11 protein-coding genes and 1 pseudogene are annotated in these 11,530 nt (G+C 74.3%); 9 read left to right on the top strand and 3 right to left on the bottom strand.

Annotation, left to right across the window (positions count from 1 at the left end):
- Positions 1-20 precede the first annotated feature (20 nt).
- Together ACIGFK_RS35780 and ACIGFK_RS35775 are read left to right on the top strand one after the other, a co-directional pair.
- Positions 21-761: a response regulator transcription factor gene (locus ACIGFK_RS35780; RefSeq protein ID WP_376658031.1), complete on the top strand. Its 741-nt coding sequence runs from the start codon at positions 21-23 to the stop codon at positions 759-761.
- Positions 758-1,876, top strand: a complete 1,119-nt coding sequence (locus ACIGFK_RS35775) for a sensor histidine kinase (protein WP_376658030.1) — start codon at positions 758-760, stop codon at positions 1,874-1,876. The genes ACIGFK_RS35780 and ACIGFK_RS35775 overlap by 4 nt, the downstream gene beginning before the upstream one ends.
- Positions 1,877-1,977: 101 nt before the next feature.
- Here the strand turns inward: ACIGFK_RS35775 and ACIGFK_RS35770 are convergent, their stop codons facing one another.
- Positions 1,978-3,039, bottom strand: coding sequence for an NAD-dependent epimerase/dehydratase family protein (locus ACIGFK_RS35770; RefSeq protein ID WP_376658029.1), 1,062 nt, complete (start codon positions 3,037-3,039; stop codon positions 1,978-1,980).
- Between the two features lie 182 nt (positions 3,040-3,221).
- On the opposite strand from ACIGFK_RS35770, the gene ACIGFK_RS35765 reads away from it, so the two are divergent.
- From ACIGFK_RS35765 to ACIGFK_RS35735, 7 genes and pseudogenes are all read left to right on the top strand, one after another.
- Positions 3,222-3,473, top strand: coding sequence for a hypothetical protein (locus ACIGFK_RS35765; RefSeq protein ID WP_376658028.1), 252 nt, complete (start codon positions 3,222-3,224; stop codon positions 3,471-3,473).
- Positions 3,470-4,513, top strand: a pseudogene (locus ACIGFK_RS35760) (cation transporter); the annotation flags it as partial. The gene ACIGFK_RS35765 and the pseudogene ACIGFK_RS35760, both read left to right, overlap by 4 nt.
- A 166-nt stretch (positions 4,514-4,679) precedes the next feature.
- Positions 4,680-5,207, top strand: coding sequence for a copper chaperone PCu(A)C (locus ACIGFK_RS35755; protein WP_400055194.1), 528 nt, complete (start codon positions 4,680-4,682; stop codon positions 5,205-5,207).
- A gap of 122 nt (positions 5,208-5,329) precedes the next feature.
- Positions 5,330-5,539 (top strand): heavy-metal-associated domain-containing protein, encoded by a 210-nt coding sequence (locus ACIGFK_RS35750; RefSeq protein WP_400055193.1) that lies wholly within the window; start codon positions 5,330-5,332, stop codon positions 5,537-5,539.
- Positions 5,540-5,690: 151 nt separating this feature from the next.
- On the top strand, positions 5,691-6,326 hold the full coding sequence (locus tag ACIGFK_RS35745) for a metal ABC transporter ATP-binding protein (RefSeq protein WP_376658026.1): 636 nt from the start codon (positions 5,691-5,693) through the stop codon (positions 6,324-6,326).
- Positions 6,323-7,198, top strand: a complete 876-nt coding sequence (locus ACIGFK_RS35740; protein ID WP_386468245.1) for a metal ABC transporter permease — start codon at positions 6,323-6,325, stop codon at positions 7,196-7,198. Before ACIGFK_RS35745 ends, ACIGFK_RS35740 begins: the two co-directional genes overlap by 4 nt.
- Positions 7,156-7,980, top strand: a complete 825-nt coding sequence (locus tag ACIGFK_RS35735) for a metal ABC transporter solute-binding protein, Zn/Mn family (RefSeq protein ID WP_386468247.1) — start codon at positions 7,156-7,158, stop codon at positions 7,978-7,980. Before ACIGFK_RS35740 ends, ACIGFK_RS35735 begins: the two co-directional genes overlap by 43 nt.
- A gap of 57 nt (positions 7,981-8,037) precedes the next feature.
- Here the strand turns inward: ACIGFK_RS35735 and ACIGFK_RS35730 are convergent, their stop codons facing one another.
- Complete coding sequence (locus ACIGFK_RS35730) at positions 8,038-9,726, bottom strand: class I adenylate-forming enzyme family protein (RefSeq protein WP_400055190.1); 1,689 nt, start codon at positions 9,724-9,726, stop codon at positions 8,038-8,040.
- Entirely contained in the window at positions 9,723-11,507 is a 1,785-nt protein-coding gene (locus tag ACIGFK_RS35725) for a CoA transferase (protein ID WP_386468251.1), read from the bottom strand. Before ACIGFK_RS35725 ends, ACIGFK_RS35730 begins: the two co-directional genes overlap by 4 nt.
- Positions 11,508-11,530: the final 23 nt, after the last annotated feature.

Raw genomic sequence — 11,530 nt, 5'->3', positions numbered from 1 at the left:
CTGATGCGAGGCTTGCCGTCATGAGCACGGCCACGAGCACCACCCCGTCCGCCCCACCCGCCCGGGTCCTCGTCGTCGACGACGACCCCACCGTCGCCGAGGTCGTCATCGGCTACCTGCGCCGCGCCGGCCACAGCGTCGACCACGCGGCCGACGGCCCCTCCGCCCTCGACTCCGCCGCCCGGCACGACCCGGACCTGGTCGTCCTCGACCTCATGCTGCCCGGCATCGACGGCTTGGAGGTGTGCCGCCGGCTGCGCGCCGACCGCCCCGTTCCGGTGATCATGCTGACGGCGCGCGGTGACGAGGACGACCGGATCGCCGGCCTGGAGCTCGGCGCGGACGACTACGTCACCAAACCCTTCAGTCCCCGCGAGCTGGTCCTGCGCGTCGAGTCCGTCCTGCGCCGCAGCCGGGCCGCGACGCCGGAGGCCACCGGGCGGGCCCTGCTGACCGGCGCGGGAATCCGGCTCGACCCCCAGACCCGCCGGGCTACCAGGGACGGGCGGGAACTCATGCTCACCCTGCGGGAGTTCGACCTCCTCGCGCACTTCCTCAGCCGTCCCGGCCGGGCCCACGGGCGTGAGGAGCTGATGCGGGACGTGTGGGGCTGGGACTTCGGCGACCTGTCCACCGTCACCGTCCACGTACGCCGCCTGCGTGCCAAGATCGAGGACGACCCGGCCGCTCCCCGGCTCATCCGGACCGTCTGGGGCGTGGGGTACCGCTTCGAGGCGGGCGGAGAGGGGGGCGACCGGTGAAGGACGTCCTGCTGATCGCGGCGTTCGCGTTCGGGGGCGCGGCCTGCGCGGGCCTGCTCGGCGCGGTCGCACTGCGCCTGCTGCGGCACCGCTCCGTGGCCGTCTCCCTGACCGTCGTCGCCGCGGTCGCCGTCACCGCCATGCTCGCGGGCACCCTCGCCGTCGCGCGGGCGATGTTCCTCTCCCCGCACGACCTGACCGTCGTCACCCTCGTGGTCGCCATGGCCGCCGTCGTCTCCCTGGCCACCGCGGCGCTCCTCGGCCGATGGGTCGTGGCCCGCGGCCGCGACCTCGCCCGCGCCGCCCGGGACTTCGGCGAGGACGGCAGTTTCGCCGCGCCTCCGGCCCGGGCCACCGCGGAGCTGGCAGCCGTCACCCGTGAACTGGCGGCCACCAGCGCCCGGCTCGCCGCCTCCCGGGAGCGCGAGCGCGCCCTGGAGTCCTCCCGCCGCGAGCTCGTCGCCTGGATCTCCCACGACCTGCGCACGCCGCTCGCCGGGCTGCGGGCGATGGCCGAGGCGCTGGAGGACGGGGTGGCCGCCGAGCCAGCCCGGTACCACCGGCAGATCCGCACGGAGGTCGAACGCCTCGACACCATGGTCGGCGACCTCTTCGAGCTCTCCCGCATCCACGCCGGGGCCCTCGAACTGACCACCGGCCGCGTCTCCCTCCAGGACCTGGCGGCCGACGCCCTCCTCGGCGCCGACCCGCTCGCCCGGGAGCGCGGCGTGCGGCTGTGCGGCGACGACCTCACCCACGTCCCGGTCGAGGTGGACGGCAAGGAGATGACCCGGGTCCTGGCCAACCTCCTCGTGAACGCCATCCGCCACACCCCCGCCGACGGCACCGTGGCCGTACGCGTCGGCCGGCACGAGAGCCACGCCGTGCTGTCCGTCACCGACGGCTGCGGCGGCATCCCCGAGGAAGACCTGCCGAAGGTCTTCGACACCGGCTGGCGCGGCAACCCCGCCCGCACCCCGCCCGCCGGAGCCGGACTCGGGCTGGCGATCGTACGGGGCATCGTCGAGGCCCACGCCGGGCAGGCACGGGTGGACAACGTGCCCGGCGGCTGCCGCTTCGAGGTCACCCTTCCCCTCGCGGGCACGAGCGCCTGACCCGCACGCTCGCGCCACCTTCGCGGGCACCCGGCGCAGGCGGCCAGGACCACCCCGGGCGGCCTGACCGATCCGGGGTGGCCTGACCGACCCGGGCCGGCTTACCCGACCCGGGCCGAGGCCCGCTGCCCGGCCCGGGCGAACTCGGCCATGCCCCGGGCGAACCCCACCTCGGGACGCCAGCCCGTCTCGCGCCGCAGCCGGGACGAGTCCGCCGTGATGTGCCGGACGTCGCCCAGCCGGAACTCCCCCGTCACCACGGGCGCCGGGCCGCCGTGCTCCGCCGCGAGGGCGGCGGCCATCTCCCCCACCGTGTGCGGGTCGCCGCTGCCCACGTTGTACGCCGTGTGACCGCCGGCCGACAGGCCCTCGACCCCGGCCAGGACGGCCGCGTTCGCCCGCGCGACGTCGCGTACGTGCACGAAGTCCCGACGCTGCGCACCGTCCTCGAACACCCGTGGGGCCTCGCCCCGGGCCAGCGCGGACCGGAAGAACGAGGCGACGCCCGCGTACGGGGTGTCCCTCGGCATGCCCGGCCCGTACACGTTGTGGTACCGGAGCGATACGGCCGTACCGCCGGTGGACCGTGCCCAGGCGGCGGCCAGGTGCTCCTGCGCGAGCTTCGTCGTCGCGTACACGTTCCGCGGATCCACCGGCGCGTCCTCGTCCACCAGCCCGGGATCGAGTGCGGACCCGCAGCGCCGGCAGCGCGGCTCGAAGCGGCCCGCCTCCAGATCCGCGAGCGCCCGTGGCCCCGGCCGCACCACGCCGTGCTCGCGGCACTCGTAGCGCCCCTCGCCGTACACCACCATCGACCCCGCCTGCACGAACCGCCGCACCCCGGCTTCCGCCATGCCGGCCAACAGCACTGCCGTCCCCAGGTCGTTGCAGGCGACGTACTCCGGCGCGTCCGCGAAGTCCTTGCCCAGGCCCACCATCGCGGCCTGGTGACACACGGCGTCCACACCTCGCAACGCACGCCTCACCGTCTCCGCGTCCCGGACGTCTCCCCGGACGAACTCGGCATCCGGCATCTCGGGAGCCTGCGGATGAGCGGCCGGCAGCAGCGCGTCCAGCACCAGCGGTGTGTGTCCCCCGGCCGCCAGGACGGCCACGACGTGCGAGCCGATGAACCCGGCTCCTCCTGTGACGAGTACTCGCATGCCCGCCACGCTACGGAACCCCACTCCTCGGCGGGCGCTTCCGCACCGGGCCGTAAGAATTCCGTCACCCGGGCTGCCGCAAGGCCGCCGACGCTCCGGCCGGAGCCCGGGAACTCGTCGGCCCACCGCTCCGACCACTCAGGGGGAAGCCATCAGCGCACCGAACGTTCAGTGGAGTGGCCATGGCGCAACCTCAGCAGTCCCCCGCCGGCGCGTTCCTCTCTCTGCGGCGGTGGGTGCCGCCGCCGGCGCTCACGGGGTTCGTGGTGTTGCTGGGGCTGGTCTTCTGCCTGTCGTACGCGACCGGTGCCGCGGTCGGGCCGGTCGCACCGGGTATGCACTCCAGCGGGACCGGCGCCGTCCCCGACGCCGGTACTCCCGGAGGGCACGGGCACGGCGGCGCGAGCGGCCCGCGGACGGGCGGTGCGCGATGAGCCCTCGGCAGGCGACGGCCCCGGCCACCACGGACCTGACCGTCGGCGGCATGACCTGCGCGGCCTGCGTCAATCGCGTGGAGAAGCGCCTCGGGAGGATCGAGGGCGTCAGCGCAACGGTCAACCTGGCGACCGGCCGGGCACGGGTGGTGCATCCGCCCGGCATGCCGGCGGCCGAACTGGTGGCGGCGGTCGAACGCGCGGGCTACACAGCCGAACTCCACGCGCCCCCCCGAACCCCGGAGCCGGACGGAGAGCGAAACGGATGAACCGGTGCCGGTGGAGGACCGGAGCGAGCGCGAGCGGCTGCTGATCACCGTGCTGCTGTCCCTGCCGGTCATGGCCCTGTCCATGGTCCCCGCTCTGCAGTTCCGCAACTGGCAGTGGCTGTGCCTCGTGCTCGCCGCGCCCGTGGTCGTGTGGAGTGCCTGGCCCTTCCACGCCCGGGCGCTGCGGGGCCTGCGGCATTCGACGGCCACCATGGACACGCTGGTCTCGCTCGGCGTCGTCGCCTCGTTCCTCTGGTCCCTGTACGCGTTGTTCCTCGGCGGTGCGGGTCAGCCGGGCATGCGGATGCCCTTCACCCTCCTCCCCTCCGCCGGAGGCGAGGTCGCCCACGTCTATCTGGAAGCGGCGGTCGGCGTACCGCTGTTCGTCCTGGCCGGCCGGTTCCTCGAAGCGCGGGCACGTCGCGGCACGGGGGCGGCGCGGCGGTGAACGCGGGCGGGCTGCTCGTCGTACGGGCCACCGCCGTGGGCGCGGACACCCGGCTCGCACGGATCACCCGCATGGTCACCGATGCCCAGGCCGGGAAGGCGGCGGCGCAACGGCTGGCCGACCGCGTGGCGGGGGTCTTCGTCCCCGTCGTCCTGACCCTGGCCGTCACCGTGCTGGGCTTCTGGCTCGGCGCCGGTGCGGATCCGCAGCCGGCGGTGACCGCGGCCGTCGCCGTTCTCGTCGTCGCCTGCCCCTGCGCGCTCGGTCTCGCCACACCGACGGCACTGCCGGCCGCCACCGGCCGCGGTGCCCAACTGGGCATCGCAGGCTGTTCCCGACGACCAGCAGCGAGCTGGCCGACATGGCCGCCGCGGCCACCATCGGATTTGAGCAGGCCGACCGCGGCCGGCGGGGTGCCGGTCTTGTCGAGCACGACCGTGTCGACGTGACGCAGGGCCTCCAGGGCCCGCGGTCCGCTGATCAGGGCCGATGACCGGATCCGCTCGACGAGGGGTGACGCAGGCCTGGCGGCCGACGCGCGGGCGCCTGCGTGAGGCGCACCTGGCCGCGGCCGCCCCCGTGATCGCGTTCCTGGCCGGCCTGTGCGGGCTGACGGCCTGGGCCGGCTCCGGGGCTGCCGGCACCCCGCCCCGCATCGCGGTCGACGACGGCCGCGTCTTCCTCCCGTACGCCGGCAAGGAGAACACCGCGGCGTTCTTCCGGATCTCGAACCTGGGCGGCACAGAGGACCAGTTGGTCTCCGTCACCTCCCCGGCCGTGGAGCATTCCGTGCTGAGCCGGCACCGGAGCACGGGTACCGGCGCCGACCCGATGGACATGACCGGTTCCGTCGACATCCCGGCCGGGGGCTCCGTGCAGATGTCCCCTTCCGGTGTGGACGTGATGGTGACGGTGGGGGAACGCCTGCAGGCGGGTCAGGTCGTCCCCTTCGTCCTGCACTTCCGCCACGGCAGAGCGGTCGAGACGATCGCGGTCGTCGTCCGGCCCGGCAGCTGAACCCCGCCACCAGGGGCGTGCGGCTCACGACCCGCGGAAACCGGATGGCCTCTCCGTACGACTACGTGAGCGGAGCCGACCGGAGCCTTTGCCCCGTACGCAACTGCCGAGAAGAGGACGCCATGGACGAGCAGCGCTACCGCGTGAACGGAATGACCTGCGGCCACTGTGCCGACCACGTCACCGAGGAGGTCAAGCAGGTGCCGGGGGTGAGCGACGTCGTCGTCGATCTCGAGGCGCACGCCGTCACGGTGAGCGGTGCCCCGCTCGACGACCGTCTGATCCGCGCCGCCATCGCCGAGGCCGGCTACGAAGTCGCCGCGACGTCCTGAGCACGGGTCGCGGATACAAGGGCTCGGCGGGTTGCGGCTCGACGCGGTTCGTCCGCGGAAATCCCCGGCTCACGGGAACTACGGCCCTTCGCCGTCCGACCCCTGGGACGTGGGCGGCGGACACGCAGCCCGGGACGGCGAAGGGCGTGGGATGGGCGGGCTGGACGTACGCATGAGGGAAGTCGCCTGCCGGCACGGCCGGGTGGAAGCCGTCTCCGGCGTGAACCTGGAGATCGCCGCCGGTGAGCGCGTGGCGCTGACCGGCACCAACGGCTCCGGCAAGACCACCCTGCTGCGTGCCGTCCTCGGTCTGCACCGTCAGATGACGGGCTCGATCTCGGTCGGCGGCCGGGAGACCGGCTCCCCCGCCGAGTGGGCCTGGCGGCGCCGGGCCTGCGCGTGGATCCCCCAGAAGCCGGCCGCCGGACGGTTCCCCCTGCTCGGCGCCGAGCTGCTCGCCGGCAGTGCGGCGCCCGAGGACGCCGGGGAAGCCGCCGCCCGGCTGGGGGTCGGGGCTCTGGTCGAACGGCCGCTGCACACCCTGTCCGGCGGCCAGTTGCAGCGGATGTACCTGGCCCGCGCGATCGGCTGCGTGGCTGCGGGCTCCCAGGTGCTGCTGGCCGACGAGCCCACCGCAGCCCTCGACTTCGACGGGCAGGCGGAGGCCGCGGACGTCCTGACCTCGCTCCCGGTCACGCTGGTCGTCGTCACGCACGACCGCGCCCTGGCGGACCGCTGCGACCGCGTACTGGAGATGGCCGCGGGCCGGCTGCGGGAGGTCCGGTGACCTCCGCGCACCTCGCCACCGCCGATCTCGGTGCGCTCCTCCAGCTCCTCCCCGTACAGAGGGCCGGGCTCGCGCTGCTGCTTGCCGCGATCGGCCTGCCCGTCGTCGGGGTGGTGATCGTGGGGCTCGACATCATGCCGGTCCGTTTCGCGATGATGCACGTCGCCCTGCTCGGCATCGCCGTCGGGCTGCTGACCGGCCTCGACCCCATGCTGTGCGCGCTCGTCGCCTGCGCCCTGGCCGGAGCCGGGGTCGCACCGCTCGCCCGCACCCCGGACGGCCTGTCCGGAGCCATGGGCCTGCTGATGAGCCTGGCCATCGCCGCCGCGCTGCTGCTGCTCGCCGTGTCGGGGGTCAACGCGTCCGGGGCGTTCGCGCTGCTGTGGGGGTCGATCCTCTCGGTCGGCACGCCCGATCTGGTCGTGCTCGGAGGGCTGGCCGTCGTCGTGCCGGGCCTGTTCTGGTGGCGGCGGCGCGATGTCGGCCTGCTCCTCCACGACCGCGAGCTCGCCCAGTGCTCCGGTGTTCCGGTCCGCGCCCTGACCGCGGCCCTCCTGGTCCTCGTCGCGATCGCGGTCGCCGGGGCCATCAAGCTCACCGGCGCCCTGCTGGTCGACGCCCTGACCCTGCTGCCCGCCCTCGCCGCGCGCCGCCTGGGCAGCTCGCTGAAGTCGATCACCCTCTGGGCGGTCGGCATCGGTGTGGCCGTCAACGCGACCGGGTTCCTGCTGGCCCTGTGGCTGGACTGGCCGCCGGGCCCCGTGCTCGTCCTGACGGCGGGGGCACTCGTCCTCGCCGTGCACTTCATACCCGAACGGAGAATCAGCTCATGGCGCGCACCCGCGTCCGCATCTCTTCCCTCCTCGCACTGAGCGCGGCACTCGCCCTCGCCACCGGCTGCGGAAGCAGCACCGACCCCGAGCCCGCGGGCGGCGGCTCCGTGAACGCCGGGGGGCCGGCCTCCGGGAAGGACGGGCCCGTGGTGGTCGTGACCACCACCTGGGAGGGCGCGTTCGCCAAGGCGGCGGGCGCCGAGGACGTGAAGGTCATCGTGCCGCAGTCGGTCCACCACGCCCCCGACTACGACCCCAAGCCCTCGGACCTCGCGGCGGTGGCGAAGGCCGACTTCGTGCTGTACGCGCCCTTCGAGCCGTACGCCGCGAAGATCAAGGAGGCCGCCGGCTCCAAGGCAAGGCTCGTCGAGGTGAACCTCGACAACGACCCCGACAAGGTCAAGACCGAGGTCGACAAACTGGCCGGCCTCTTCGGCACGCAGGACGCCGCCACGAAGTGGAAGACCGGCTTCGACGCGGAGTACGGCAGCCTGAACGAGGACGTCCAGGCGGCCTGGCCCGGCGGCAAGAGCCCCTCCGTCGTCACCCAGGTCTTCACCGCCTGGGCCGCGAAGCTCGCGGGCGCCACGCCGGTGGGCACGTTCGGGCCCGAGGCCGTCACCCCGTCGCAGCTCGCCGGCCTCTCGGCGAAGAAGCCGGCCCTGGTGCTGGACAACGCCCACATGTCGACGGGGACGGTCCTGCCCGACTCGGGCGCCGTGCAAATCAAGATCGTCAACTATCCGGGCGAGGACCTCGACCTGCTGCCCGTCTACCGCAACGCGGCGGCCGAACTGAAGAAGGCCATGGGCGGCTCCTGATCCAGGCGGTCCGGTGACCCGTCGAGCCCGGCAGCCCTCGGCTGCCGGGCTCATCGGTCATCCGGCCTGGGCGAGGGGCGCCGGCTCGGGCACGTCGTGCCGCGCCAGCGGCAGGCCCGCGGTCAGCCGCTCCCGCAGAGCGTTCCGGTCCGGCTTGCCCGCCGCCGTCAGGGGTATCGCGGCCACCACGAGGAGCCGTTCGGGGTGCTTGCGCCGCTCCATCCCCCGTGCCGTCAGGTGGGCGCCGAGGGTGTCCAGCGTCGGGGCCTGCGGGCCCCGCGGCACCACGCAGGCCGCCAGCCGCTCCCCCATCAGCGGATCGGGCACGCCCACGCACAGCACGTCCCGTACCTGCGGGTGGGACCGGAGTTCACGTTCGACCTCGGCGGGGCTGATGTTGGCGCCGCCGCGGATCACGATGTCCTTCAGGCGTCCGACGACGTGCAGGACGCCGTCGGCGTCGAGGTGGCCGAGGTCTCCGGTGCGGACCCAGCCGTCGGGGGTGCGGTAGCGGGCGTCCAGATCGGGCGCGCCCACGTAGCACAACGGCGTCATGGGGCCCCTGGAGATGATCTCCCCGATGTCGCCGTCGGGGAGCGGTTCGTGGGTCTCGGGGTCGGCGATGCGGATCTCGGCGACCCGGGGGTCAGGATGGCCCGCGACGGTGCCCGAGGCGTCGGTCGGCGGCACGGTGTCGGCCAGTCCCGTGTGGCAGTTGACTCCGTCGGCGGAGCCGTAGAGGTTGACCACCGGGCAGCCGAAGGCCTTCGCCGCGGCGGCAGCAGTGGTCTCGTCGAGCGGGGCGCCGCCCAGGACCAGCGCGGTGGGGGGCGGCACCCGCTCGCCCGTGGCGTCGAGGCGCTCGAGCATCATGCGGACCATGGTGGGCACGCCGAGGACGTGCGTCGGCGCGTGCTCACGCATCGCCGCGACGGCGGCCTCGGGCGAGAAGCGGTCGAGCAGGACCAGGGTGCCGCCGTGCCTGGCGAGGGTGACGGCGGTTCCGCTGGACCCGAATGCCGAGGCCAGCGGTACGAGGAACAGGCAGCGCGGCGCCGTGGCGTCGGGGATGAGCGAGGCGAGGAAGTTCCCTCGCCCGCCGGCCAGCGCGTTGTGCGAGTAGGCGATCATCTTCGGCTCGGCTTCGGAACCCGAGGAGACCAGGATCCTGGCCGCGCTCTCGGGGTCCGGGCGGGCGGGGACGAAGCCACTGGGGTCGCAGCGCATGAGGTCCGGCCACGGCACGGTGCCTTCGGGTACGGGGCCGGGGCCCACCGCGACGACGTGGCGGAGCGCAGGCAGGGCGCGGGAGAGGGTGTGGAGGTCGGCGGCGTGGCGGAAGTCTCGGTGTTCGGTCGCGGCGATGACGGCGACGGCCTCGGCCCGGCGGAGCAGGCATTCGGCCTCCAGGGTGCCGCGGCCTACCGGGAAGGGCAGGGCGACGGCGCCGAGCGCGGCAAGGGCCAGGTCGGCGATGACGGCGTTGCGGTCGTTGGGGAGTTGTACGCCGACCACGTCGCCCCCGCGTATGCCGAGATCTCTGAGGCCCGTGGCCAGACATCGCACCTTGCGGTCCAGGGCGGTGTAACAGAGCTTGCCCTTGGCATCCAGGACGGCCGTGCGGTGCAGGTCGGCGATCTGGCGGGCCCGGAACAGGCTGTAGAGGTCGAGGTCCGGGCAGGTTCCGTCGAGCACCCAGGAGCGGCGCAGTTCGGCGGGCAGCAGATCGTGCAGTTCGACGGTCATGCGAAGCTCCAGGGGTCGGGAACGGCGGGGGCACCGTACGCGTCGCGGCTGATCGAGCCGGCGAAGCGCGTGTCGTGGTGCAGGCCGGCGAGGTCGGTGGTGACGGCGGTGGCGGCCAGGCCGTGGGAACGCAGCTGCGCCAGCGCGTCGCCGGTGGGGAGCTCGCGCAGGTCGTACGCGGCCGCGGCCCTTGCACTGTCGTCGGTGGGGGCGATCCAGCCGTCGGCCGTCGGCAGCGGCTGCCGGAATCCGGCGGGCCGCCTGGCGTCCTCCCCGCGCGCAACCCGCCGCAGGGCGGGGCCGGTGAGGGTGTCGGCGGCGCCGAGGAGCGAGGAGTCCACCCGTACGCCGTGGCCGGTGCGTTCGCGCAGCAGGAGTCCCGCGAGTACGGCTTCGGCGCCGTGCAGGCCCCCGAGTACGTCGAGGAGGGTCATCAGCGAGGGCGCAGGAGGCTCTCCTCCGGGACGGACGGCCTCGCCCACAGCCGTGCGGGCCTGCACCATGAAGTCGGTTCCCATGGGAGCGTCCTGGAGCCGATCGGCCCAGCCGCTCGTGTAGGCGTAGACGAGGGCCGGATTGACGCGGGCGAGGTCTTCGGCGTCGAGCCCGAGCCCGGCGGCCTTGCCCGGCGCCCAGTTGTGCAGGAAGACATCGGCCTCCGCGGCCATCTCCCGGAGCCGGCGGCGGTCGGCCCCGGCCTTGATGTCGATCTCGACGGCCTTCTTGCCCCGGTTGAGGGCGAGCCAGCGCGCCGAGATCCCGGAACAGGCGGGCGGCATGCCGCGCAGCGGGTCTCCGCCCGGCGGCTCGATCCGGATGATCTCGGCCCCCAGCAGGCCGAGCAGGTGCGCGGCGAGCGGTGCCTGGATGCGGCGGCCGGCTTCCAGCACCGTCAGGCCGGTCAGTGGCCGGCCGGCCGAAGGGGTGGCGGTCGCCCGGGGGCACGGTGATGCAGGGTCGGCGGCCAGCGGCTCCAGTGACCAGGGCGCGGCGCCGTTGGCCTCCAGGGCGCGTTCGGCCAGGGTCCGCAGTACGCACACCTCGGCGCCGGAGACCACTGCGGCCTGCCGGATCCGCGGGAGGGGATGTGAGCGGGTCACGGTGTGGAGGGCGTGGGGGAAGGGGGCGCAGGCGGTGGCGTAGCGGAACTGGAACGGCCGCCACCCGGCGCGTATCGCGTCGGCCGGGGCACCCAGGGCACGCCAGAACCCGGCCCATGCTGCCGGGTCGAGGGTCTCCAGCTCGAACAGCACTCCGTCGGCGGAGGTGAAGGGCGGTCCTCCCGGGGCGAGTTCGGCGGCTTCGCCCTCATCGGCCCCGGCGGCGGCGAGGTACTGGGACACGGCCAGCAACCCGGCGCGGTCGGCACTGGCGGTGACGTGAGAGGGCGCGGCCCCGCGGGCCTGCCCGACCAGACCGGCGAGCAGTCCCTGCACGGCCAGGACGGCGGTGGCCGTCGCCGCGTAGTCGGCCGCCAGGCCGCGCGGACTGCCGTCGCGCCGGCCATGGACCGCCATCATGCCGGTGGCGGCCTGCACGGTCGCCTCGTCGACGAGCCCGCTCCCCGGGTTCGCCCAGGTGACGGCCGCACGACCGGGCTCGAAGCCTCCTCCCGAGAGCGTGACGGAGCCCGACTCGCCCTCGTCGGCGGGCCCGTCGGATCGCGCTCCGAGCAGCCTCAGGTGTTCGGCCACGACGTCGGTGATCTGCGGGGGCCCCGAGGTGCCGAAGCCCAGTGTGTCGAGCGGCCGGACCGTCTGCGTGGTTGCGGGGGACGCCATGCCTCTCCTCTCCCGGCGCGGCG

The organism is Streptomyces sp. NPDC085524 (genome assembly GCF_044541755.1).
Classification (GTDB): Bacteria; Actinomycetota; Actinomycetes; order Streptomycetales; family Streptomycetaceae; genus Streptomyces.
This window is presented reverse-complemented; position numbering and strand designations above follow the sequence as displayed.